We start from the raw sequence: 25,014 nt of genomic DNA on the forward strand, positions 1-25,014 counted from the left end.
CAGCAGCCGGAATGAGGTCGCGCCGGACGAACTTGCAGATAGTCTCTCGGCTGGTACGCGCTCCGCAGTAGGCCGAGGCGTGTCATTCCCTGTCGCGTGCCCGGTTCCGGCGGAGACCTCGTGTTCACGGATCGTGTCCAACTGCAGCGCTACATCGAGTTCCAGCTGGTCCGGCTCGGATCTCACAACGCACACCATCCGTTCGAGGACTTGTGCCTGGAAGTGGCCCGGAAGCGGCTGGCGAGCAACCTGATGCCGTCTACCGGCCCGGTGAGCAGCGGTGGCGATCAGGGCAGAGACGCGGAAACCCACTGGAGCAATATCAGTCCCGTCCCACCGGGCCAGTCGCGCACCTCGGTGTTCAACGCGTTGGTGAAGGAAGAGCCTGCGGCGATGGCGTGCACTCTCCAGCGGAGGGGGCTTCCCGCGAAGATCAGGAAAGATCTCGCTTCCATCTGCTCCCAAGGGGAGCCCGTCACGAGGGTTTTCTACTTCGCGATCGAGCCCCTGCCGAAAGGGCAGCGTGCGGCTCTCGTCGCCGAAGCCCGGAAAAGGCACGGGATACAGCTCGAGATATGGGATGCCCAGGCCCTGGCCGCCAATCTGGCCGACAGAGACCTGTGGTACGCAGCAAGACGCTATCTTCACGTCTCCCGGAGAACGATCTGGTCCTCTGTTGTCAAGGACCGCCTCGGCTTCATCACTCCCAGCAGCCTGGCCGCCGTATTTAGCGTAGTCGTGGTTGCCGGCAGTTCCCCCCAGCACACTCCGCAGCCCGCGATGACAGTGCCCCTGCAGATCGACAACGACCGAACGGTCAACCCGCCCAATGCGCAAGGTTCGTACGGTCCGTTCCTGACGGATCTCGGTTGGACGTCCATGACCCCTCCTGGTTCGATGCAGCCCGCCGACGCAAAGCTCGTTCTCGTGCCGGACACCGTGCAGTACGACCGGGCGAGACTGCTCGTCGACTTCCGCCTGGACCGGCCGTGCGGCGCTGTGGCCTGGACGGTCACCACGCGTGAGGATCTGACGCGGTCGGGAAAGCTAACGCCGCGACATACCAGACAGCACGTGGACATGCCGATGCCGGGCCGGACGCCCGTGTCCGTCACCATCACACTCGCCGGAAAGGACGCCTGCGAGCCGGCTGGCGTGACTGTCAGCTCACCGCGCATCGAAGTGTGCGAACCCGGCGAGGAAAGCCGCAGCTGCGCAGAGAACCCGTTCGTGCCACCGAGCCGGCCCTGACTGTTCACCCCACACCATTACGACTCGGCAGGAGGAACCCAGTGCCGGCCAGCAAGCGCAAACGTCGCCCTTCGATGCCGATCACGCAGCGCGTCGACGAGGCGATTGCCGCCGGCCTGCCCGGGATACGCGCCAATACCACAACGTACCTGCCGTACGTGCCAGTTGAGGCCAACGCACAGGCTGTGGCCCGGTTCGCTGAAGACGTTGTCGACATCGCGGCTGATTGCTACCGCCATACGGCCGGTGAGAGCCAGCTCTACACCTTCACCGATGGAGCGTTCGACGTGCTCTTCGACCTTGCAGCAAAACGCACCGTATTGATGCACGGGAGGTCAAAGCACACAGCCCCGAACACGCGCGACAACTCCTACCACCGCGGCTACCCTGGCCGATCGGGGTTCGACAAGGGACACGCGATGTCACATGCTCAAGGGGGCCTGGAGGGGGGACCGAACTACTTCCTACAGTCACCCGGCACCAACCGGCGCATCTCACCAGCAGGCAAGCTCTGGCGCGACATTGAGACCCATCTGACCAAACACCCTGGAACCTACGCCTTCGTTCGACTGATCTACCCAGTCGACGCCACCGTCGACGTGCCCACCGCGATGGAGTACGGGGCACTGTTCACCGAAGGTTTTCGCTCGGTGGTCTTCGACAACGCATAAGCCGGTATAGCGTCATTACGGCGGCACGCGCCCATGACGACGTTTGGCATGTGCGGGAGGTCGAGGCATCGGTCCGGGACTGGACACCAAACCGTCGACCGGCGCAGAAAAGGTGACAGTGCCTCAGGTTTGTTTCCAAGCGAGGAGCTTGGCTGCTACTTCTTCCAAACGGGGCCGCGAGTTTACCATTCTCCTCCAGATCTCTACGGGTGATCCTGGAGCACACTTGCTCTGCTATTGCGACCTTGTCCACGTACTTCTTCCCTTTCCCTCTCTCTTTCGCAACAGATGCGATCACGTCCCCGTAATCTCCGGGATGCCTTTTTGGAGGCAGCAGCCCCAGCATTTCGAGAATTCGGGGAGGGATATAATTCTCAATCTCACGCCCATCCGTGATCCATGCCACCCCACCAACCTTCCCTACCTCTCTGACCATCCTCTGCTTGCTGGCGTTCACCGATTGGCCAGAAACCTTCCTGTCGCTGTCCATGACGACAATGCAATTATTATTCAGGGCGGTCAACGAACGCATTTCTCCGGCACCCTCTTTGGAATCTGCAGTGAGCCGCGCCAGGAGTCGTCCGCCGTAGAACATGCACGCGTAATCGACACCATCCCTCACCTCTCCATCTGTCCACAATTTCAGCCAGCGATTTATGTAAATACAGTCGGAAGGGCCTTCCACCCAGATGACCGCGTTGCTCTGCAGTACCTGACCTGGTCGCACTCCCACATTGCGCAGAGTATCGAAGATGTGGCGTCTACTTCGTCCCCCAGTACGGTCGACCTTGACCGCCCCATCAGACATCCTGTGGACGCTGACGCGAGGGTCCGCCCAGAGTGCATTAATCAGCGGGGCGGAGTGAGTACTGATGATGAATTGTGTTTCATCGCAGCGCTCCAGCATAAATGCCGCAAGACGCTCATGGAGAGCCGGATGGAGAAATGCGTCCGGCTCATCAATAACCAGAATGTCATTATGAAGGGCTTTATAGTAGAGGAGGAGTACCGACCGGAACCCACTTCCCATACCTTTAGCCAGAGTAAATTCGTCGGCAACGGTCAGACCGCCGCCGAGGAAGAAACCACCCTCCGGATTTTTCGGATCCAGATCCTCAATGAGATCGTCTACGACTGAAATCACCCGCCTCCCCACTATCGAATGCGGGTCGAGCACAGACGCGATCTCGCTCCTGACAGAACGAAGTTGTTCCAATCGTTGCCCCCTTCGCCGAATGTCCGCCGGAGACGGTAGAATTTGAATATTCAAGGAGCGAATGGGGAGGAATTGAAGGCGAGGCATTCCAAACGCTTGAGAGGCAGACTCCAGGAATTCGCCTACGCCTCCTTCCTCGACGGATCGATTTGCGAGGAGTTCATCCAATTCGTCGATCTTCATCTGGTCGTCGGTGCCGGCGTCATGGAAGGAGATCCGTAGATCCCCAAAGACCTTGGTCTGTAGTTCCCTCAGACTGCTCCTATTCTGGTCGGAGTTGACCGGTCGAGTGATCCGGCGCAGATCCAGTCGATCCGGGATATCGTCACCGATAAATACTCGCGCTTTCCCAAATTCTTTTTCTACGTGAAGCGAACCGATCGCCGCTCGCCCCCTGTACCATGTAGCCACCATGCCCTTCGACGCGTCTTCCAGTCTCACCGATATCGCATCATTATCCAGGAGCATTGCTGCGACCGTGGGCCGACGGTCTTGCTCGCTGCCCCGTGGGAGAACTCTCAAGAACTGGCTGATTTGCCCATGCATTCCCCCACCCCCGAAGAATTGGCGATAATCCGCCATGAACTCGACGAGAACGTCAGGGTAAATCAATGCCAGGGAATTCAAGAGATTGGTCTTACCTGAGTTGTTCTTCCCCACTAAGATGGTGATCGGAGTGAGCGGCAGGTACGATTCTGCGATGTTCCGAAACCGTGCCACGTACGCCTTCCGCGCTTGAGGCTTCTGATTCGAGACGCTGCTACGAGGTTGCTTCCCAGCGGCCCTCAGCAGCGCTTTACGCTCGACAAGACGGTGCAGCGAAACGGCAAGACGCAGACGGACCGCCCGGGCGGCGGTAGCATGCGCGTCCGTCTGCAGCTTGGAGCTGCGATGCGGTTTTACCAACCCTGCCTCGTTTCAGTTTCTGCAACAGCCTGGATCACCCAGGTGGACTGTAGAAGACCGCACCCGACCCGCCTTGGCGCTTATCTGTGATTAGTGGATCAAGGGGAGAATCCTCGGCAGCGCTGCGTGGCACGTGGGTCAGCACTCTATCTGCGTTATCCGCATTCCGGGGTTAACTCCCCATCTGTCGTGGAGTGGGGTGCAAGGTTTCCCGTGATGAGGACGCCGGGTCGAGGAGACGCATGAGTACGACGTCGTGTTCCTGGTAGAGGACGCGTCCTGTTGCCTGGAGCTGGGCGATCAGCTCGGGATCACAACTGTTCGGGAGAGGGCCGAGCGGGATGACAGACGGCCGGTCGCCCGCTGCACGCACGAGTGCTGTGTCCATAGCGACAAGCACGGCTCCGTAGGTCTGCTGCACGGTGGCGGCGATGTGCAGGCCTGCGGCATCCAGGTCGCCTGCGTAACGCAGGGGTACGCCCTGGTCGACTGCCAGTTGGAGGAGGGCGTGGTCGACGGCCCAAAGCTGGCCGCTGGTGCAGGCCATGGGCTGGGGGCTGGCCCACTCCATCGCGGCCTCGAGGACGGAGGGGCACTCGACGACGGTCAACGGATACGGAGCCAACTGAGGCGGAGTGCGGGTGAGATCGAGAAGGTTGAGGGCGACGGGGGTAGTGGCCTCGTTGAGGCGACGGTCGATGGGACCGTCGCGGAGAGTCTGACTTGGTGGAGCAGGACGGTGGCGGAGAGCCGGCCGGCGATGATGCCGTGGCTGGCCAGCAAGGCGCGTATGTGGTCGGGGCGGGTGGGTTCCGGGTGGTCTGCGAGTTCGGTGAGAGCGGTAATAAGACGTTGTCCGGGCCCGGCTGCGGGATCGAAGTAGTGGGGGGTCGCCTGCGTGTTCGTGGGCGAGTTTGGCCAGGGCGCGGGGCGGCGCGTGGGGAAGGCGGCGGGTGAGGGAGGCGAGGGCGTCGATGAGACGGCGCATCCCGGGAACGGTTTCTTCAGCGGCTCGTGAGGTGAGCCGGGGCAGGTGCGGCAACTGCTCCTGGGCATAGCGGACCAGTTCTTCACGTGAGCACGGCCGATGTCGCCGAGGTCCAGGAACCCTGGCCGGAGCCCACGGCGAGATCGGCTTCGGATACCCAGGCGCACCAGGCATAATCCGCCTCCCCATCGCCTGTGACCTGCGTGACGCGGGCCAGCTAGTCCACTACGACCAGCCAGAGGCCTGGCGCGCCGCGATCGAACCGTTCCTGGAAGCGGTGTTCGTGCCCTGAGCCCGACGCCCAGCCGGTCTGACACTCGCCGGCCGGGTCAGGGCGTACCCACGAGCTGCCCGGCGCGGACGCCGACCACCTCGGTCAGAGAGCGCTGGTGGATGCCGATGCGCCATGCGTCGCCGTCGAAACCCGTACACGACTGCTTCAACAGCGCATGGATCGCCTTGGAGACCTCGAACACCGTCGCCTGGCCGATCACCACGGGACCGGGATCGTCCATCGCGTCGCACAGGAAGACTTCCATCCCGTCGTTATACTCGACGACGGGCCAGTCGCACAGGCGGGTCAGGAGAAGAAAACGCTCCACGGTCGGTTCGAACAGGACCGCGTCCGTCTGCATTTCTCCCTGAACCGTGAAGAAGCGGATCGCCGCGTGGGCAGTGGCACCGACGAGGGCTTCCTCGACGAGTCCGACATCGCCATCCGTCTGCAGCGCGCTCACCTCCTCGAAGCACCACTGTCGGGCGGCGGCGGCGTTGCGGAGCATGACCGGACGCCGTGACATGACCGGAAACCCGAGCACTGGCGACGCCTGGCCCCTGATCGTCAGTGCGTTGCGCATGATCACGCGCAGTCGCAGGGCGTCGTCGAGATCGGCGTGCTCCTCGGGGCTCTGCCTCTCCAGCAGGGCCAGGGCGTCCGCGGACTGGGCCACGTCCTTCAGCGCCGTCCCGTACCGGACGTACGGCAGCACGGACTCGATGTAGTCGGCAGGTGGTGGCAGTCCTGCTACATCGGCGATCTGTTCGCCGATCGCGAGGTCGGCGACGCTGCAGAAGGCACTGCGTGCCGAGGTGCGGAAGGGACTCCAGCGACAGCCGGGCCGTGTTCGTCAGCTCTTCGAGCGCGGCGTACATGCCGATCCTCTTGCGCCGAGTGTGCTCGTCGAACCATGGTCCTGCCGCTGCCGCGGAGCGCGACCTCAGCAACTCGACGGCGAACGCGGAGGCATGGCTCTCCATCACCTCGCGGGTGGTGCGGTTGGTGATGGGTGTTCCGTCCGGCCGGTAGACGACGTCTCGTGGGTTCCATGACTGGAACGTTCCGAACAACAGCGGGGAGAAGTGGGTCAGTGCCTCCCTGGCCGTGTCCAGCGCGGCATTCAGTTCGTTCAGCGGACGGCCCAGCGGTGCGCCGAACAGGAAACGTATCAGCGTTTCCAGAGCGTTGACGGTGTGCAGATCCTCGGCGAGCGGCGCCGCGACGTCCTTCACACGGACTTTGGTCCAGGGGGTGGGCAGGCGGAGCGAGGGATCAGCCGCGAGCGTGCACAGCAGGCGCAGTCCCAAACGTGCCTGTACCAGCGCGGCGGTCCGGTAGACCAGGCCGAACGGCGTCGCCGCCCATTGGCACCGATGCAGGAACTCCTCGACGATGACGGCGAGCCCGGAAAGGTCCTCGGCCCGGCGCACCTCGTAGTCGATGAAGGGGAACTCATCGGGAATGCGGGCGTTAAAGCGCAGATGGTCCGTACGCGGTTGGTAACTGCCACTCAGGTTGGGAGGAACGGTCAACTGGAGGCACCGCATCCGCAGAGCTGGTTCAGGCCCCGCTTCATCACGAGGGCAGTGACGAGTGCCACCGGCAGACCGCCCACCACCGTGGTGATGAGGTCGGCGACCGCCACCGCGATCTCGACGTGGTCCGTGAGGTCGCCATTCGCCTTCTTCTCGCAGTAGCGCCACTCGTGGCAGATACGTCGGCGCAGAGGGGCTGACAACTGTTCGAAGCGGCGTCGTCCGGCGTCCCTCGCCTCGTCGGACGAGAACATCGTCTCGGCATGCTCCGGGTCGGACTGCGCCAGGAGCACGAGCAGTTCGTCGATGTCCTTGCCGAGCAGCTTCTCCAGCTCCGCGCGGTCGGGCGACATCTGTCCTTCGGACATGTCTCTCCTATTGTGCTTTTCTCTCCAGTACGCCGAACGCCTGAATCGTAGGCATACGCGCCGTCAGCAGGAGCCGGAAACCTCTTAGTCGCCCAGAAATGGCACTGACCCTGGACGAGCGCAGCGCAAAGGACCGCCCCGCACCATGCCCGGAATGATGTTGAGTACGGCATTGCGCGTAGCAGGCCCGCCAGCACCTACCCCTTGCTGGCCGCCGTCAGGATCTCCGGCAGGCGGGACGCCGTTCGCGGGGCTGCCAGGCGTAGGCCCGCCCAAGTGATCAGGGCGCCGTACGCCGTGCCGAGGGGAGGAGTGCCAGGTCCAGGGCCGCCGTTCTCCGAGACGTGGAGCGCGATGGTGAAGGCGATCACGGGGGGCGCACAGAAGGGCGGCCGAGACCATTGAGCGGTGAGCAAGCTGAAGTTTCTGGTCACGGGTCTGGTGTGCGTGGGCATCGGGATGCTCATGCTGGTCGCTGGCAGGTGACTTTGGTATAGATCGTCGGTCATCTGGCGATTCCGCGGTTCGTGAGGACCAGCAAGGCCCGAACCAGGGCGGCCGCCCAGGGGGTCGGTGCGTACCTTGCCGAGGACGGCCAGTTCTTGAGGTGGGCGAAGCCGTGCTCGACGGGTGCCCGGACGACCGTAAGTGCCGTGCTGGACAGCTTCTGGCCTCGCGTCAGGGGCCGGTTCCGGGCGGGTTTGTAGCCGGTGATCACCGCCGGGTCGGCGTCGGGGCCGCCGTCGTCGAGGCCGACGAACCCCAGCTCGGCGATGGCACCGAGCCCGGCTTCCCTCAGTTTCCGGGTGAGCTTGTCGTGCCGGCAGACGGTGATCTCCTAGGTGCGCCCGGGGCGGGCCCGCCGATATCCACAACAGTCGACCCCGGTCGTCGGTGAGGGCGATCACGAGCAGGCCGTGGCATTTGTTCTTGCCGGATTAGTTCTTCCCGTTCTCCTTCCCGGTTCTGCGCCGGGTGCGGATCACCACTCCGTCCAGCAGTACGATGCCGCCACCCTTTCGGGCGATCTTCTTCAGGGCCCGGTCCAGGTGTGGCAGCGGGAGCATCAGCGGCGGTGGCGCGATATCCGCCTGTCCGTGTGCAATGAGTTCCTGGCGGCCAACCGCCGCTACGTCGCCCACGTCCTCGATCCCGGCGCATCCATCACCGCGGTGCCCCACCCCCGTGAACCCGGTCGGCTGATGCCGTTCTTCAACGAGACCGGCAGACCTTACAAGGAAGCGCTGGAAGCCGGCTTCACCGCCATGCGCCTGGTCACCCAGCGGCCAGAGACCGTCCGGGCCGGAGTCTTATTCGTCAATTGCGCCCGCGAGGTCGCCGCGGCCCGGGCAACACTGTCGGAGACCGACATCCCCTCACAAGCCTTCGAACGCCTGTGGGCAGCGGAACAGGACTTCATCAACGCCGTCCGCGCAGAACTGGGCCTGACAGCAATGCCCCGCCAGCCATGATCGAGGCCCGCGTCTGTCGACTGTTTTCTGGTTGCCCTGCCACCCGTGCCGACGCATCGCGCGTGCGGGCGCGGGGGTCCGTGCGCACTGTTTTCCGCAGGGGGCGTGGACGAACTTAGGTGGTGTTCGACGTCGGCCCCCTCCGCTTGGCGGCGGCTGCTGTCCAGGCTGTGTCTGCCGGTCGGCATCGTCCGGACCGATGGCACCGCTCGGCGCCTGGTTCGCCGGTTCGCGGTACGCAGGCTCGCGGTGTGTTCAACCGCTACGGGGGGTGTGTCCTCAGGAGAGTGGAGTGTTTTCGGCAGGCCGTGATGGCCGTCGGGTCCAGGGACGTCTCCACCGCCCACAAGCAGCCCAGGGCCCGGAAGGCGGCTCGGCCACGGAAGCGAGGCCTGTGGCATACCACCCAGAACTCCACCCGTACGCTTCATGTACGCACGTGCGCTCCGCGCTCCGCGCTCCGCGCTCGGCGCCGGGCGGACGCGTGGCAGTAACTGTGCCCTGGTGCACGGCGCCCGGGTCGGCTTCGGCCAGCTCAGGCGCCGTTTGGTCACGACACCTCGTGGGCTGCTCAGACGGTTGTCAGCTGCCGGTATTCGTGCGTGGTGAGCGGGAAGCGGGAGGAGAGCACGCCGGATTGCACGTCGCCGGTGAGGGCGGCGAGGAGGAATTCGGTGCAGGTCATCGGGTAGTGCTCCCAGCGGTCGCCGCGGGCCTCGTTGGCCATGACGGTCCACTGGTCGGGGTTCTGGCCCGGTTTTGCGAGCCAGTAGAGGCACTCGCCGTTGTCGGTGGTGGCCCAGGGGATGACCCGGCTGTCGGCGTCCGCGAGTTCGTCGGGCTTCTTCTCGAACTCCCAAAGTCCTTCGAGTGCTTCGGTCTGCTGGTCTTCCCACTCGATCAGGTCGTAGTTGTCGTTGGGGCAGCCAGGCTCAAGAAGGTAGAGGTAGTCGTCCCAGTTGCTTCCGCCATAGGCGTGGATGAGTTCCTTGTAGTCGGTGGGGAGGGTGACGCCGAGCTGTTCCTGGACCGCGTCCCAGTCCGTGGTCCTGGGCTCGGACGGCGGGGTGATCAGCTGGGTGAGGCGGGCGAGTGCGGCGTTCATGAAGTCTCCCTCCGTGGATGTGCTTGTCCTGCTCTATCACGTGCGCGTGACGGGCGGGCTGCGGGTCAGGTGCCGCGTTTCTTGTTGGGAATGAAGGCCGAGTTCGTGGGCTCCGTGTTGCCGGTGCTTCGATGTTCGGTGAACTGGAAGCCGTTGTTGCCATGGGCCTCGACCCGTACCCCGAGAGGGATCTTGTTCGCGCCGTCGTAGACGGGGGTCACGCTGTACTGGATGATCTCCCCCCTCGTGACGGCGGCGCGTACCTGGTTCTCGATGTGCCGCATGACGGGAGAGTTCGCGTAGGAGTGCATGGTGACGAAGTTGCGGGGGTCGTAGTTCGAGCCGCCGAGCTGAGCGCCGAGCAGGTGGGCACGGTTGAAGCCCTTGTCCTTCTCCCAGCCGGGCGGGTCACCGTGCGGGTCGGTGGGGTTGGCGCCCATCATGTCCAGGCCGAGGGTGGCGTGCATGGCTCCGGGACGGCCGCCATCGCGGCTGTAGACGACCCGGCCGCCCCAGCTAGGGTCGTCGGGTTCGTTCTTGCGGCACGACTGCGGCGCGAGGCCGAGCGGGTCGATCCAGGTGAGCGGGTTGGTGACGTAGGCGAACGGGTTGGGTGCCGGGGCCAGGCCGAGGGGGTCTGGGGTGAGGTAGCGGGCGACTTCCGGGTCGTAGTGGCGGAAGTAGTTGTAGTGCAGCTGGGTTTCGGGGTCGAAGTACTGGCCGGGGAAGCGCAGCGGTGTGTATGCGGTGGCGCCGTTGTCCCAGCCGGTGATTCCCCACAGGGTGCTGCGGGCCCGCCAGGCGGTGTGGCCCTGGTCGTCGACGAGTTCGGTCGGGGTCCCGACGAGGTCGGTGATGATCGCGAAGAAGCGCTGGTCGACGACCTCTTGCGGGGTGTTGGCGTGGAGTTTGCGTTCGGCCTGGGAGATGGGGGTGAGGCCGTCGTGTTCCCAGGTGAGGCAGATCGCGTCGGGGGTGCCGGGGGTGTGGGTGGTCTGCTCGACGAGGGTGGTGCCGTCCCAGGTGAACCGGGTCTCCTCGACAACCGTCACGCCGTCGGCGGCTATGCGCTGTTTGGCCAGGCGGCGGCCGAGCGGGTCGTAGAGGTAGCGCCACAGGGTGCCGTCGGGGGTGGTGACGGTGGTGAGGCGGTCCTCTGCGTCCCAGGTGTAGCGCCAGGTGTCCGGCTTGCGCGACAGGCGGATCTTCTGGCGCAGGACGATGCGGCCCGAGGAGTCGTACTCGTAGCGGATGGTGCCGGCGCGGGTGACGCGCATGCCGTCGTACTCACGCTCGCCGCCCGCTTCCTGGCGGTGGCCGGTGCCGGGCCACTGGGCGGCGCTCTGGTTGCCCGCCTCGTCGTAGGCGTAGGTCTCGCTCCAGGTCGCCGCGGTTACGGAGGTGACCCGGCCGACAGTGTCGAGGTCCAGGCGCAGCCGTCCGTCGCGGGCGTCGTCGATCGCCGTGACGTGCCCGTCGGGACGGTAGGCGTAGGCGCGCTGCCACAGCTGCTCTCCACCACCGCCGTGCAGCGACTGCGTGGCGATGCGGCCGAGCTCGTCGTAGGCGGTGCCCAGCGCGAGGTGAGGGCCGATGTGCCGGGCGATCTCCCGTCCCGCGGCATCGTGCGCGGAGGTGATGGTCTTACCGAAGGCGGAGACCGAGCTGCGGTTGCCGGCCGCGTCGTAGCGGTACTGGCTGACGGCGCCGGTGGGCGTGGTGCGCTGGGTGCGGCGGCCCAGCGCGTCGTACTGGAAGGTGAGCGTGCGCTCGTCGACGGACTCGGCAATGATGCGGCCCGCGTTGTCGCGCTGGAAGGTGACAGTGCAGTCGGCACTGGCGGCCTGGGCGAGTTCACCCAGGGTGTCGTAGGCGTAGGTGACGTGGTGGCCGTCGACGCTCTTGCGGACCGTGCGGCCCAGGATGTCGCGCTCGTAGCCGATGACGGCGCCGGAGGGCAGGGTGCGGGCGGTGAGCTGCCCGCCAGCGTCCAGGGCGTAGGAGAGGGTGCGCCCGTCGAAGTCGGTCTCCGCGGTGAGCCGTCCCGCCGCGTCGTACTGGTAGGTCCAGGTCAGCCCCTGCGGGTTGGTGACCTGGCACAGCCGCAGCTCCGCGTCGTACTCGAAGGCGTAACGCACCCCGTCCGGGCCGGTGCGCACAGCGACCAGGTCGAAGTGCGTGTACTCGAAACGGGTGGTACCACCGGCCGGGTCGATGTGAGCGGTGCAGTTACCCTCGCCGTCATAGCTCCAGGACTCCGTGCTGCCGTCCGGGTAAGTCCGGCGGAGCAGCTTGCCTTCGGCGTTCCAGTCCAGGCGGGTGCTCTGCCCGTCGGGACCATGAATCGCGACGGGCCGTCCGAAGGGGTCGCGTTCGTAGCGGGTGGCCACGCCCAGGGGGTCGACGAGTTCCACGGGCAGCCCGGCGCGGTCGCAGCGGATCGTGACCGTCTCACCGAGGGCATTGGTGATCGCCGTGACGCCGCCGGATGCATCGTGGGCGTAGTGCACGCCCAGGCCGGCCGGATTCGTGACGGCAGTGCGGTTGCCCCGCTCGTCGTAGGCGTACTCCAGGCGCGCGCCACCCGGCTCGACGATGGTGATCGGCTGGTGGAGGTCGTTGTAGGTGACGTGGGTACGCCGTCCGTCGGCGTGCTCGACCGTGACGAGGTTGCCGTACTCGTCCCACTCGAAGCCGGTCGTGCGGCCGAGCGGATCGGTGCGCGCGAGCAACTGGTCGCGGTCGTCGAAGCGCTGGACGGTGGTGTGGCCAAGCGGGTCCGTCTCGGCGATGATCTGGCCGCGCTCGCTGAGCCGGAACTCGGTGACCGCGCCCACCGCATTGGTCCAGCGTGTCGTGCGGTGCTCGGCGTCGTAGACGAAGGTACTGGACTGGAAGCCATCCGGCCCCACGGTCTGCACGACACGGCCAGCCGTGTCGTAGACGTAGCGGTAGGTGGAGGCGTTGCGGTCGGTCCACGAGGTAATGCGGCCCTGCGCGTCGTAGGTGAAACGCAGCGGCGTGCCAGAGGAGTTGATGACCCCGGTGAGATCGCCGTCTTCGTCGTAGCCGAACTCGGCAACGGGCAGGGCGTGTTCGCCGTCGCCTTGGCCGCGTAGAGCGAGGGCGGTGACGCGGCCGTGGTCGCCGGTGACTTTGATGTCGTAGCCGCCGCTGTGGGTGATGTCGAGGGGGCGGCCGGTGGCGTCGCGGTGGATGTCGATCTGGTTGCCGTTACGGTCTTCGATGGTGGTCAGCCACAGCTGCCAGCCCTTGCCGCCCGGCTTGGAGAAGTAGCGCGTCCAGCCCGTGCGCGGGTCGGTTGCCGCGAACTCCAGGTCCTGGGCGCCCATCTCGGAGATCCGCCGCAGCGGGATACGCGGCCCCTCCAACGGCCAGACCTCAGGTGTCTGCGGGCCAGGCAGCTGCTCGTAGACAAGGATCGTGCCGTCCTCGCGCGCCCACATCGCCTGGTTGCGGATGTCGACCTCGATGCGCTCGTCCAGCGTCGAGGCCCAGGAGCGGCCGAACCACATGCCGTAGGTGTAGTCGGACAGGTGTGTGCGCTTGAGGACCAGCGGCAGCACCCCGGGAAGGTCCAGGTCTCTTTGTTCCAGCAGCATCTGGCCGCTGGCCACGTCGACCGGGTCGGTGCGGCAGATGCGCTTGTCCGGCTCCACACCGTGGTGGCGTGCATCGTCGCGGGCGCTGTTCAGCGGATCCGGGCCCTTGCCGTTGCGCCCGCCCCTGCGGGCGCCGGGCACCTTGGGGGTGTCCGACTCGCCCTTGGTGAGTGCCTTGAGCCGGTCGGAGATGTCGCTGTCGTTTTGGCGGTGGGTGCGCGAGGTGGCGCGCAACCCGCCGGGCACGTCCTCCGTGAGGTGCTTGCCGACCTTCTTCAGCGCCTTCTCCGCGCCGTCGAGCGCACCGTGCAGCACAGAGTCGAATGCCTGAGTAAATGGATCGCGGCCCCGGGTGCGGCCGAAGGCACCCTTGGCCCGGCCCAGTGAACCGAGCGAGTCGGTGTGCAGGGCCTCGCCGTGGCGGGACAGCTTGCCCGCGCCGTTCTCGTACTCCTCGTGGTCGATGAAGACCCGGCCGCCGCCCCCTCCCCCGCCGCCTGCGGAGGGCCCGCCTGCGGAGGCGAGCATCATGCCGGTGTGGCTGCCGCCATGACCGCCCTCCCCCGCTCCGGCGCCGCCGGTGGCGGGCGGGAGCTTGATGAGGTTGTCGGTGAGGTCCAGGACGGTGTCCTCGACCATCTGCTCCAGCCGACCGGTGATCGGCTCAGTGACCCGAGCCAGGAGTTCATCGACGATCTGGTCGGCCGCCTCGTCGATGATCCGCTTGATCAGCTGGCGCATCGCGGCGGTCTCCGCCGCCCCGATGATCGCGGACAGGCCGCCGGTGACGACCGCGAGACCCAGGCTGACACCGATCGAGGCCGCCATCACCCCGAGCTCGATCTCGGCCTTGGTCTTCATCCCATAGATGATGTCCGCGACCACATCACAGGCATCCGAGAACAGGCGGGCGATATCGGGCACCTTCTCCAGATGCCCGGACTTCACCAGGTCCCAGTGCTCCTGCAGGGCATCGACCGCGGCGCCCTCACTGGACGCCAGGATGCGGCTGACCGCCGCATGCGCCTCCGCACCATGGCCCTCGAACTGGTCGGCGAACTCCCGCATGGCATCCGCCATTTCGCGGTAGTCGTCCTCGTCGACGTTCGGCCAGTTGATCCCGATGAAGTCCAGGATCTCGTCCATCCAGCCAGGCAGGACGTAGCCCATCCCCCGTCAACCCCCTCAAAACCACAGCCACTTCACGCGCACCAACCCGAAGCACACGCCCCCCCGCCACCCTAACCGGAGGACTCACCTGCGGATCGTCCCCTCCACACGGCACGAAGCCGTCTCTTTCGTAGGGCTAGCTAGGGCGCGGCTGCTTGAGCCGCCAGGATTGGCCCGGAACGATCACTGGTGCAGGGCGGCACACGAGCGAACGGCGCGCCCCGTTGCGGGGAGCTACCCAGCGGCTCAAACGTGGCCGACCGCTGCTACGTAGCTGCTCCATTCCTGACAGGCTCCAGGCATGCCAGAGATCAGCCACGTGGGAGCAGTCAATATCGAGTGAGATGTGGGAGCCGGGCTTCGAACGCAGGGAGGGCAAGCCGGATTTCCAGACGGACGAGCCTGTCATCGTCGTTCCTGGACAGGTCATCGTGACGTCGCGGGTCCAGGAGCGCGCTGCACCCGTGGTGGTAGCGGTCAGGGACCAAGAGGACGACGCACCAGGGCCAGGCTGGGCTCTGGTGGCATCTGTGGACTACCAGCTGGCCTACAAGGGCCGGATGGCGACGCTGGACACGCTCAACGGTCCTGCCGGTCCTTCGGCTGGATCTCTCGAGGTGTTTGGTCAGACGCCGAACCCGGTGAGCCTTTCGTGCAATTGGATCCCGCCCGTACCTATCGAGTGCTGGTGTGGGCGCAGTGCCGAACTGGCTCCCGTTAGCGGTTCGACGCCGCTATCCGGCGCGAGGAACGTGGTGGGCTCGAGGGGTTCGAGAGCTATTTGATCGCGTTCATCCTTTCGGGAGAGCAGGAGCCGCCGGTGCCTGCCGCAGGAGAGAGCCAGCGAGATCGCCCGCCCGCCAGCACGGGCGGGCTCCGCTCAACATGCGCTGAGCAAGTGCCTATCGCAGTCACCGCGGGGCGGCGGCCTCGGGTTGCGGCCACGGCGAGGACGGACGTGGTTGGCCACCCAGAAGCCGCGCGGCCGACTATGCCCCACCACCGCACCGACGTCGTCCCCTTGTGACGCTCCCCATAGCGGACGGGAACCCCCATGTCAGGGGCCGCCGGGCCGCTGGGTTCGGCACGGCGACCAGGGCGACAGCAATCCGAAACGTCACGTCCGTCTGGCGGAAGATCTGGCAGGACCTGACGGACCTGCAGCGCGAGCGCATGAAGCAGCTCGGCATCGCGCCGTTGCCTCGGAGGGACGTTGCGGCCCTGGCGCACCACACGACCGGGCTCCTCCAGCAGCTGGCACTCCTCGGGCTCGACTGGGCAGCGTAGGAGTGGGCCGCGATCGGCTGGGCGCGCAGGGTCGGGGTCGGGGCGCTTCGGATACGGGCGGCGGTCGATCACGCGCCGGAGCGCCCCCCGCGTCGCGCCTCACCCTCGCGCAATCGAATGACCGCCGTCCACCGCCGTAGGGGGATCTAGAGTGCAAAAGACTGGGACTTGGTGCAACCGTCTTCATCGGCTGTTGGCTTATAGACATACTGGACACCTATTGCAGAACGGTGAGGGCCGTTCGCACCTCCCTGGCCACGGAACCGGCCGCCCCACTGTGCGCTGGGCAGCCACGCACGCATCGTCACGCAGGTCTCCCACATGCTTCCTCCGAGGGCACGCACATGGATGAACAGGAAGACGCCGACGGTCGTTTCGTCAAGGCGGAGCGACTGCTGCAAGGGCTCGCCATGGCCCTGATGCGGCTCGGCGTGGAGCTTGACATCAAGGGCGCCGACAACAGCGACTGGCTGCTCCTGGTACGGCAGTTCTACGTGCTGAGCTCGCTCGGCGAGCACCAGTTCGTCTCGATCGCCGGCGAGCAGGGCGCCGGCAAGACGCTGCTTGCCCGCAACCTCTATCCGGATGCGGAGGCCTGGCTCGAGGACAACACCGGCCTGGGCGAGAAGTGCCCGGTCGCCATCGTCGAGCGGGCGGGCCTTCAGGAGCCGCGCGGGGTGGTGGTCTTCCGGCAGCCTGGCGCCCAAGCTGAGCGCAGCGGCCATCTCGTGGAGCGGCAGTTTTACTCCGCCGAGCAACGCGAGGAATGGCGTCAGCATGTGAAGAGTCAGGATGCCCGGGTGCTGCTCACCCAGCTCGAAGTCCCGCTGAGCTTTTGGCAGTTGGAAGGCACCGGCTTCGTGCTGCTGCCCGGCCTGGAGCGGGGCCGGGCCCAGGAGCAGTGGCAGGAGCTGATGAAGATCGTCTTGGCCACCAGCCCGGCCGCGCTCCTCGTTGCCGACGAACGCCGGCTGGCCAACGCCGGACAGCCCGAACTGCTGAGCCTGCTGCGCCGGAACCAGGATGAGTTGCACCTGGTGGTCGCAGTGCCCCGCTGCGAGGCTTCCGCACCCGAGGCGATCGAGGAGCGGACCTCTCGCGCGGCAGAGGTCTTCGGGGTCGACCGGGCGGACGTCGTCCCTGTGGGGAAGGACGGTAGTAGCCCGAAGGACTGGATCAAGACGCTCAGGACGCGGATCGACGCCAAGCGTGGAGGGGCCCGGGACAGCCGGCGGCTGGAAACCAACCTGATGCGTGAACTGATCCGGCGGGATCTCGCGGGTGTCCTCAGGCTGGCCAAGGCGGCACGTGACCGCAAGGCCCTGGACAGCGAGGTCGCCGAGCAGATCCAGGAACTGCTGGACGAGTTCGACAAAGCGAGCGACGGATTGCGGCGCGCGCTCACACCCAAGGTGGCCGAGCACTACGGCCGGCACACGGACCGGGCTTCAACCAGGTTGACGAAGCTGTTGCATGACAGTGGAGGGCTGGAGGAAGCAGCCATCCGCACCAAGGAGTTCCTCCAGGGACGCAGGAACGAGCGCGACGACCGCCTGATCGAGCTGGTCCGGCAGGCCTGGTTGACGCCTGCGGAGTCGGAGCAGCCAGGATTGCCTGGGCCCAACGCCGCCTACCTGGGGAGCATCGAGGCAACCGTCCGGGTTCAACGGCAAGTCTACCTGGGGGCCTTCACGGGGTCGCTCACTCAGGGCCGTCTCGACCGCGATGTCGCACTGGTTCTGACGGGCCGGCCGCCCGTCGGCGACGCTGACGCGCAGCCGGACGACCTCCGGGGCACCGTCTCACCTACGGTGAACGTCGGAGGCAGACTCGTGCAGGCTGTCAGGGCGTTGCCGTTCATGACACTCGACGCCCGGGCCTTCGCGGTAGGCGAGTTCGCGACGCCCGACGGCACACTGGAGACGACGAAGTCGCCCGAACAACTGTCGCACCTACTGCGCGACCTCGCGGATGAGCGAAAAGCGCTACTGGGCACCGTGGGTCTCCTGCTGGGCACGGACGAGTTGGTCAACGAGGATATCGACCTCCTGGCGAACGTAGGAAAGCTCTCGGCAGGCCTGTTCGCCAGAGGCGTGAAGACCGCTGGGCTCGGCGCGACCGCCTCGCCGCTGCTGCTCACCACCGTCGGCGTCGGTGTTGTCGGCGCCACGCTTCTCAACGACTGGAACAACAAAATGTCCGAGCGTGTCGGCCTGGCGAGGTCGCTGCTGGCCCGCCATCGGGAAGCGGCGGAGCGGCAGGTGCTGGAGAACGTGGACGAACTGCTGCGCGTAACCAGGGAGGTCTTGCAGGCCCGACTGCAGCAGGCGCTGGGAGCGGACAGCGAACTCAACGGCCAGTTCCGGCTGGTGTCGGCCACACGTGCGGTGGAGAGCTACCGCGAGCGGATGCTGGAGGCGCTCGGCCATGACGAAGTCGGCTGACCTCGACCAGCTGCGCTGGTCGTGGTCAGCCGAGGCCGTCGCCTGGCTGCGAGCCAGGCTGCGAGGGGTGGACGAAGCCCTGGAGCAGTCCGATCTCGCCCATGTGATGGTGCTCGGAGACTCTCAGGTGGGCAAGACGACCCTGTTGCTGAGGCTGCTCGGCGTGACCGACCCAGAGGCCGCGGCCGAAGCAGCCGTCCCCTTGCGGGCTGGGCGGGGGCGTGGCCAGTCGGCGACGCCGGTGCCCATCCGCTACCAGTGGTCCGGGGACCCGGACCGATGGTCCTTGGCCTACGACGGCTCGGGCGACGCGCCCGGCGAGCACCCGGGAACCGCCTGGCTGACCTCGGAGCAACTGAAGAAGCGGCTACGGTCGTTCCGCACGGGCGCAACGGGAGACCGGCTGCACTGGGAGGCACGGGCGCGGCCGCTGGAGATCGGGCTGCCGGACCGCTTCGCCGGCCCCGATCGGAGAACGGACCTGCGGGTCTTCGACCTGCCGGGGCTGCACGGCGCCGGGGTGGACGAACGGGAGGCGGCCAGGGCCCTGCTGGCCGTCTACGCGCCCGTGGTGGACCACGTCGTGTTCGTCGTCTCGGCGGACCAGTTCGCCGAGATGGTCCGGGACCCGGCGATCACCGAGAACCCCTTCCTGCTCGGCTGGGGCGACCAGGCACACCGCTTCAGCCTGGTGTTCACCAGGGCATTCAGCGGTGACAGCGTGCGCAGGCACATGCACGCGGTCCTCGGCGAGCCCGGGGACCCCGGCTGGACCCGCGACCGGGTCGTCGCGGCCGTCCAGGAGCACTACGCCGAGCAACTGCTGGTGTCGGAGTTGCCCCTTGTCGCGCCGAGCGCACTGTTTCCGGTCGAGATCGGCGAGTCCTGGAAGGAGCTGCTGGACAGCGACCCCTACTACGCCGAGGCGGTGGCCCCCGTCTGTGACGAGCTGCTGCGGCGGTTGAGCGACACCCTTGCCCGCTACTCGGATCCCGACCGCAGGCATCTGGCAGCATCGGAGATCGCCGCAAGGGTCGAGATGGTCGTACGGAACAACGTCAGACGCCGTGAGAAGGCACTGGGCACAGCGACGCAGGCCTGGCGGCGCGCCAAGCAGGCGCACACCGAGGCACTTGCCTTCGTGGAACGGGCCCAAGCGGCCGCGAAGGCAGCTCGCCAAAGAACCGAGGCCCTGCGGAAACGCTTGGAAAGGCTCGCCGAGTGGCCGGTTGTGTACGTCCGCCCCGGCAGGCCAGGCATGAAGGGCAGCCTGGTTCGCGCGAAGCAGGAGGAGGAGCGCGCCGCCTGGACGGAAGCCGCACGCAGAGCGTGGACACACTGGCGGGAGACCACTGAGGAACCAGAAGTGCCGCGTCAGCCGCCGCACGACCTGAGCACCCGGATACGAGAGGCCTACGACGAGCTGTGCGGCTGTTGCCATCTGTGCGAACGGTGGAAGCGCTTCATGGGGGAAGGCCCGGACCGTTGCTACGAGCGGATGACCGACGTCGGCACGCGTATGCCGGCCCGGATCCGGACTACGCTGCGCGAGCACGCCGACTCGACGACCGCCCGGGTGGCCAAGGCCGAGGCCGATGCTGATCAGCAGCGCACGGTCGCGTCCCGGTACGGCGGCCACACCGCCGAGGCATTGGCGCGCGCGGTCGCCGAGCTGGACGAGCTGCTCGAACGAGCGTCCGAGGCGCAGGTCGAGGACGCGGCCAACCTCACGGTGGCCCGGTCGGTACGGGCCATACACAGCGAGAGAAACGAGTCGTACGTCCACCACTTGCTGGACCGGGCGGCAAAGTCGGACGGTGACGAGCGGTCCTGGCTCGTCCTCGCCGCCCTGCGCGGGATCCACGATCTGAACCGGATGTTTCCATGACCGATGAGCCCTCTGCCGCCGAGCCGCTGTGGGCCTCTTTCCAGGATGTTGTCGAACAGCTGACCGGACCGCTGGCCGCGAGCACGGTGGAGCGGGTCGCCGAAGAAGTGGGGCGGCTCGACAAGTCCCTGGCAGAGCTAAGGAAGGACCTGAACGGGCTGGCTGCCGAACAGGACGACGCTGCCCGCGCACTGAAGAAGCAACAGGAGGCGCTGATCCGGGAAAACCAGCAACTGCGTTGCCAACTGGAGACCCTCACCAGCGACTTAGCCGAGCAGCTAAATCGGAGCCACGAGGCACAGTCGGCCGCCGCACGCGAGGACACGGCCGCCGTCCTCCGCAAGGTGAGCCAGGCCGTCGAGGAGGCCCGGTCATCCGCGACAGCGCTTGAAGCGGCAGCCGACGAACGGCTGACCCGGCTCCACAAGTCCTGGGCCGCTGACGTCGAGGCCCTGCGCGCCCGTCAGTCCGCCACCCAAAGGCTCGCGAGGGTCACCGTGGTGCTGCTCTCCCTGACCCTCGCCCTCGGCGCCGTCGGAGTCGTTCTGCGGTGACCGATACCACCAACCGCCTTTGCTAGCGCTCTGACCGCATACGTACACCGGGTTGGTGATCCCTGACGTCAGGAGCTGAGCTTCCAATCCAACACGAGCCACCAGGTATTCATGGCCCCCTACAAGCCCGACAAGCGACCCAGGCGGCGGTCACCAAGGCGTTAGTTGGCCCCAGAGGGTGCTGCCGGGGCCGTCGGCTGGACCCGCAGGCCGAACGGAAGACGGTCTCCGACGCGGTCCGTCGATCGACACCGCATCCCTCCTAGCAGCGGAAACTCGTCTGGGCTCTGGAATCCCACCCAGCTCTGCTGACCGGCGACGGTCACTTCGCACCCCACCGCGCGATCCTCAAGCTGATCGACCTGCTGCACGAGGCCGGGACCGTCCGGCCAGCCTGCCCCGGCTGCCACGGAGTCGTACGCATCGACAAGCCTCTGAATGGACAGCGGTGCCGCATGTGCATCTCCCACTCCCGTATTGCTCGGGATGCGGAGCCCGCCGAGAGCCCGCCACCCGCGACATCCAAGGCCGGCACCACGCCCGCGTTGGCGACCTGGTCGGCACACCAACCCCTGGCCACACTCGGGGAGCGGGAACGCGACCTCATCGACCAGATCCGTGACCACTCCCCCTCGCCCGCGCCGGTTCCGTCTCGTCGATCCCCCCTGGAATGCGATCGCCCTGCCGGTGCACCGCGTGCGGCCGGGGTACACCCAGCGAGCTGCCCCGCCTGCGGGACAACGTCTGGCAACTGTCCTACCTTGATCACTTGGACACGGTGGGCGAGGGGCCGTTCGGGGCGGCGACGCACCCGGCCGTGGCCACCTGGGCCGCGACCTCGTCGTCGTCGGCAGGCGGTGAATGGCCGCGACCTTCTGCGGGGGCGTCTCGGGACGGTCCGGGAGCTGCCCGACGTGCTTCTTGGCCAGGCCCGTCGTCCAGCGCCGCACCCGGGCATGTTCGTCGAGCGGAGGGGCGTCGATCGTCTCGAAACGCACCTGGTCGTCCGCGATGCCCGCAAGGACGTAGTGGACCTCGTGGGAGACGCCGTGACGACGCTGCCCTTCGGGCCGGTGGGCGGCGAACCGGTAACTGCGGATCGTACTCAGCGCCAGACCGAGATCGTCGGCATAGATCTGCAATGAGGCTTCGACACCGAACGGCTCCTCACCGGGAGCCGGATGCGCACCCCCGTTGGGCTGCATCGGCCCGACCGCCTCCACCTGCTCGGGAAAGAGCCGCGAACGCTCGGGACGGCCGGGGCGCGGCGGTTCCACCGGTCGAAGCGGCCCCGGACCGCGGCCAAGGGCCCGGAAGGCGGTTCGGCCACGGAAGCGAGGCCTACGTGGCCCTTACCATTCAGAACACCACCGTACGCTTTATGCACGCAACTCGTACGCCATTTATACGCGATGAGAGCGTTTCAAGGTAAGGTGGGCACGGAGGTGTCCCATGTCCGAGTTGTTTGACGCGGTCGACGCGCTGGTCGCGTCCCGGTCCCCGCTGCCGCCGCCAGCCGAGCGCAGGCGGCTGCGCCAGGCGCACGCGCTCACCCTGGACGAGGTGGCCGCTGCCCTGCACGTGCGGCGGGCAACCGTCGGCGGCTGGGAGTCGGGCAGGACCGAGCCCCGGCCTCCGGAGCGGGAGGCGTACGCGCGCCTGCTCCAGCAACTCGCCAAGCTCTACCCCACCCCCGAGAGCACCGGCGCCCCGCAGGAGGACACGGACACCGCGACCCCCGCAGCGCCCGCAGCACGGCCTCAGCCCGCGGTCGGGGCGTCGAAAGCCCCCGCCGTACCCGGGGCCGAGAAGGCCCCGGCCGCCGTGTCACTGCCGCATACCCAACGGGCCCTCGGACCGCCGCGCCTCGCTGCGAACAAGGCCGCCCCGGCGAACATGCCCGCGCCCGGGGCGTACGCGCACGGTCCGCTGCTCGTCCTCGACGCCGACACGGAACGGAATGTAACGGGCTACGGCGTGGGCGGTCTGATCGTGGACGTGCCCGCCAAGTCGCTGCCCGCGCTGGTGGAGTGGACGCTGGCCGAGGCGCAGCTCGGGTCGGAGAGCCTGCACGGCTCGGGGAAGGACGGCGACCCGCTGCTGGTGCTCACCGAGGCGGCCTGCGAGCGCTACGGCCTGCCCGCTGTCCTGTCCGAGAGCGAGCGGCTTGCCGGGCGGCTCCCGGAAGGACACAAGGTCATCAGGCAGCTCCAGCGCGCCGACTGGCAGCTCACCAAGCGGGGGCTGGGGCCGTGGGCGCGGATCTACCGACCCGCCCAGGGCAGCCGCCGCAGGTGCGTGCAGTTGTGCATCCCCTCCTGGCGTGCCTTGGACGACCGCTCCTGGGGGCATGCCGCCCAGCTGGAGCCGGCCGAACTCGCCCGGGTGCTGGGCGTGTACGCGGCCAGGGTGATGACGCCGGTCGGTTCCACCGCCGTGACGGGGCTGCAGCTGATGATCGCGCTCAACCCGCCGACCCGCGCGAGCGAGCCGGACGCCGACGGCAGGCGGCACCGCGAGCACCGGCCCGGCTCGCTGGGAACCGAGCCGGTGGACCCGGCGCCGTGCGAGGCGACCGACGGGCACCCCGTCCTGGCTCATCTGCCCCGCTTCCACGTGCGCGGACCCGACGAGCGGCTGTTCGAGGAGGCCTACGACTGGGCGCGGGATCTGACCGATGCCGAGTGCATGCAGCGGCACCTGGTCGGCATCGACGTGAACCTCGCCTTCGGCGCGGCCGCCAACGGTGCCGTCGTCGGCCTGGCCTCGCCGCCCGTGCACGTCACCCGCCCCCCATTCGATGCGGCGGTGCCCGGCTCCTGGCTGGTCGACCTCTCCCACGTCGACCTGAACCGGGTGAAAGTCGGCAAGCAGTGGCGCGACCTGGGCGGAGACCTGCTGCCCAGCCCGTTCACCCCGACCGGCGAACGCCCCACGGGTCCGGCCTGGTACGCCACCCCCACGGTCGCCTACGCCGTGGAGCTCGGCTACGACGTCGCACCCCTGGAGGCGTGGGTGCGCCGGGAGAGCGGCCGGTTCCTGGACGGCTGGTACAAGCGGCTGCGGAACGCCTACGTCGACACCATGGCCGACCTCGGCGTCGCGGAGAAGCTGTCCCCGCACCAGTTCCTGGAGGCCATGGACGGCTACAAGAGCCGTGACCGAGAGCTGGGGATCGTGGTGGACGCCGTCAAGATGACCGTCAAGGGCGGCATCGGCAAGCTGCAGGAGAAGGCCCGCGGGGGCGGCTGGAAGCCGGGGCAGGCCTGGCCCGCGCTCGCCCGCCCGACGTGGCGGCCGGACATCCGCGCGACCGTTATCTCCCGGGCCCGCATCAACATGCACCGCAAGATGCTTCACCTAGCGGCGGCCACCGGCCGCTACCCGGTCGCGGTCCTCTCGGACTGCGCCGTGTACGCCGCCGACGGCCCAAGCCCCTTGGACGTCCTGCCCTATGACACCGACGGCAAGACCGTGCCGGGCAGCTTCCGGCTGGGGGTATCGCCCGGGATGGTCAAGCACGAAGGCACGCAGAGCGTGCTGTGGGGCGCGGACCTGCTCGAACAGCTCGGTGCCGACGGCAAGCCCGCGAACCTCGCCCGCTACATCAAGACCGGTGAGGTCACCGCCAAGGACACCGGGGAATAGGGAGCGTTACGGCGATGGTCACGGTCGGGGAAGAACTCAACAAGGCGGTGCAGGGCAGGTTCACGCGCCCGATCCCCAAGTCGGCCGGGGCGCAGATGCGTTACCTAGTCAGAGCGCACCAGCGCAGTACCCGGCGCGTGGCCGAACTGCTTGGCATCAGCCAGCGCACCGTCGAGCGGTACGTGAAGAATAAAATCAAAAGGCCTCGGCCGGAGCTCGCCGAACGCCTCGAACGTGAAGTGCGCACGCGCTGGCAGCCGCAGATCCGCGCCAAGGCGAAACAGGCCGCCGCCACCACGACCGGCATCATGATCGATGTGCAGGCCCGGTTCGGTTACACCGCTGCCCCCGGCAGCACCGACCAGGCCCGCGTGCGCCACCTCACCCTCGCCCTGCCGCCCCGCCACGCCGCCCGCCTCCTTCAAGCCCAGGAAGCCGGTGTCGATGAGGACGACCTCCGGCAGATCGCCGCCGAGGCCCTGGGCGAGGTCTACTTCCGCGACAACGGCCGCCGCGCCCACGGCCTCGAAGTGAAACTCACCGACCTCGTCGACCTCCAGTTCGAGCTGTAACCGGCCGGGACGCTACACCGGAAGCAAGAGACGGCGCCA

General features: G+C 67.2%; 17 protein-coding genes and 1 pseudogene. 11 read left to right on the plus strand and 7 right to left on the minus strand.

The genetic code is table 11. The features are described from left to right. Nucleotides 1-120: 120 nt before the first annotated feature. Together RKD20_RS46975 and RKD20_RS46980 are read left to right on the plus strand one after the other, a co-directional pair. The gene (locus RKD20_RS46975) at nucleotides 121-1,251 is read left to right on the plus strand and encodes a hypothetical protein (protein WP_424883535.1); all 1,131 of its coding nucleotides are present in this window, start codon (nucleotides 121-123) and stop codon (nucleotides 1,249-1,251) included. A gap of 41 nt (nucleotides 1,252-1,292) precedes the next feature. Beyond that, nucleotides 1,293-1,922: a hypothetical protein gene (locus tag RKD20_RS46980; RefSeq protein WP_424883536.1), complete on the plus strand. Its 630-nt coding sequence runs from the start codon at nucleotides 1,293-1,295 to the stop codon at nucleotides 1,920-1,922. On the opposite strand, the gene RKD20_RS46985 is transcribed toward RKD20_RS46980, so the two are convergent. Next, nucleotides 1,882-3,858 (minus strand): ATP-dependent nuclease, encoded by a 1,977-nt coding sequence (locus tag RKD20_RS46985; protein WP_424883537.1) that lies wholly within the window; start codon nucleotides 3,856-3,858, stop codon nucleotides 1,882-1,884. The genes RKD20_RS46980 and RKD20_RS46985 overlap by 41 nt on opposite strands. Before the next feature lie 358 nt (nucleotides 3,859-4,216). Continuing rightward, entirely contained in the window at nucleotides 4,217-5,221 is a 1,005-nt protein-coding gene (locus tag RKD20_RS46990; protein WP_424883538.1) for a DUF2399 domain-containing protein, read from the minus strand. A 7-nt stretch (nucleotides 5,222-5,228) separates the two neighbouring features. Between RKD20_RS46990 and RKD20_RS46995 the strand changes: the two are divergent. Further along, nucleotides 5,229-5,324 (plus strand): annotated as a pseudogene (locus tag RKD20_RS46995) (alpha/beta fold hydrolase); the annotation flags it as partial. Between the two features lie 37 nt (nucleotides 5,325-5,361). Here the strand turns inward: RKD20_RS46995 and RKD20_RS47000 are convergent. Both RKD20_RS47000 and RKD20_RS47005 read right to left on the minus strand, forming a co-directional pair. Further along, complete coding sequence (locus RKD20_RS47000; protein ID WP_424883539.1) at nucleotides 5,362-5,982, minus strand: hypothetical protein; 621 nt, start codon at nucleotides 5,980-5,982, stop codon at nucleotides 5,362-5,364. A gap of 855 nt (nucleotides 5,983-6,837) precedes the next feature. Beyond that, on the minus strand, nucleotides 6,838-7,212 hold the full coding sequence (locus tag RKD20_RS47005) for a hypothetical protein (RefSeq protein WP_424883540.1): 375 nt from the start codon (nucleotides 7,210-7,212) through the stop codon (nucleotides 6,838-6,840). A gap of 917 nt (nucleotides 7,213-8,129) precedes the next feature. On the opposite strand from RKD20_RS47005, the gene RKD20_RS47010 reads away from it, so the two are divergent. Then, on the plus strand, nucleotides 8,130-8,684 hold the full coding sequence (locus tag RKD20_RS47010; RefSeq protein WP_424883541.1) for a hypothetical protein: 555 nt from the start codon (nucleotides 8,130-8,132) through the stop codon (nucleotides 8,682-8,684). A 571-nt stretch (nucleotides 8,685-9,255) separates the two neighbouring features. On the opposite strand, the gene RKD20_RS47015 is transcribed toward RKD20_RS47010, so the two are convergent. After that, nucleotides 9,256-9,789 (minus strand): SMI1/KNR4 family protein, encoded by a 534-nt coding sequence (locus RKD20_RS47015; RefSeq protein ID WP_424883542.1) that lies wholly within the window; start codon nucleotides 9,787-9,789, stop codon nucleotides 9,256-9,258. 65 nt (nucleotides 9,790-9,854) lie between these two features. Beyond that, on the minus strand, nucleotides 9,855-14,582 hold the full coding sequence (locus RKD20_RS47020; RefSeq protein WP_424883543.1) for an RHS repeat-associated core domain-containing protein: 4,728 nt from the start codon (nucleotides 14,580-14,582) through the stop codon (nucleotides 9,855-9,857). Nucleotides 14,583-15,605: 1,023 nt separating this feature from the next. Between RKD20_RS47020 and RKD20_RS47025 the strand changes: the two genes are divergently transcribed. The 4 genes from RKD20_RS47025 (at nucleotide 15,606) to RKD20_RS47040 (ending at nucleotide 20,755) form a co-directional block, all read left to right on the plus strand. Further along, a complete protein-coding gene (locus RKD20_RS47025) occupies nucleotides 15,606-15,869 on the plus strand; it encodes a hypothetical protein (RefSeq protein ID WP_424883544.1) in 264 nt (87 codons plus the stop codon). 344 nt (nucleotides 15,870-16,213) lie between these two features. After that, nucleotides 16,214-18,313: a hypothetical protein gene (locus RKD20_RS47030; RefSeq protein ID WP_424883545.1), complete on the plus strand. Its 2,100-nt coding sequence runs from the start codon at nucleotides 16,214-16,216 to the stop codon at nucleotides 18,311-18,313. Next, on the plus strand, nucleotides 18,297-20,201 hold the full coding sequence (locus tag RKD20_RS47035) for a hypothetical protein (RefSeq protein ID WP_424883546.1): 1,905 nt from the start codon (nucleotides 18,297-18,299) through the stop codon (nucleotides 20,199-20,201). Before RKD20_RS47030 ends, RKD20_RS47035 begins: the two co-directional genes overlap by 17 nt. Then, the gene (locus RKD20_RS47040) at nucleotides 20,198-20,755 is read left to right on the plus strand and encodes a hypothetical protein (protein WP_424883547.1); all 558 of its coding nucleotides are present in this window, start codon (nucleotides 20,198-20,200) and stop codon (nucleotides 20,753-20,755) included. Before RKD20_RS47035 ends, RKD20_RS47040 begins: the two co-directional genes overlap by 4 nt. A 161-nt stretch (nucleotides 20,756-20,916) precedes the next feature. On the opposite strand, the gene RKD20_RS47045 is transcribed toward RKD20_RS47040, so the two are convergent. Then, nucleotides 20,917-21,768, minus strand: a complete 852-nt coding sequence (locus RKD20_RS47045; RefSeq protein WP_424883595.1) for a DUF6192 family protein — start codon at nucleotides 21,766-21,768, stop codon at nucleotides 20,917-20,919. On the opposite strand from RKD20_RS47045, the gene RKD20_RS47050 reads away from it, so the two are divergent. From RKD20_RS47050 to tpg, 3 genes are all read left to right on the plus strand, one after another. Continuing rightward, nucleotides 21,670-21,900 carry a hypothetical protein gene (locus tag RKD20_RS47050; RefSeq protein WP_424883598.1) on the plus strand — a complete coding sequence of 77 codons (231 nt, stop codon included), beginning with the start codon at nucleotides 21,670-21,672 and terminating at the stop codon, nucleotides 21,898-21,900. The genes RKD20_RS47045 and RKD20_RS47050 overlap by 99 nt on opposite strands. Nucleotides 21,901-22,207: 307 nt before the next feature. Beyond that, nucleotides 22,208-24,403, plus strand: a complete 2,196-nt coding sequence (gene tap, locus RKD20_RS47055) for a telomere-associated protein Tap (RefSeq protein ID WP_424883548.1) — start codon at nucleotides 22,208-22,210, stop codon at nucleotides 24,401-24,403. Nucleotides 24,404-24,417: 14 nt separating this feature from the next. Then, nucleotides 24,418-24,975, plus strand: a complete 558-nt coding sequence (gene tpg / locus RKD20_RS47060) for a telomere-protecting terminal protein Tpg (protein WP_424883549.1) — start codon at nucleotides 24,418-24,420, stop codon at nucleotides 24,973-24,975. Nucleotides 24,976-25,014 lie beyond the last annotated feature (39 nt).

The organism is Streptomyces sp. SLBN-8D4 (genome assembly GCF_049739545.1).
Lineage (GTDB): Bacteria > Actinomycetota > Actinomycetes > Streptomycetales > Streptomycetaceae > Streptomyces > Streptomyces canus_C.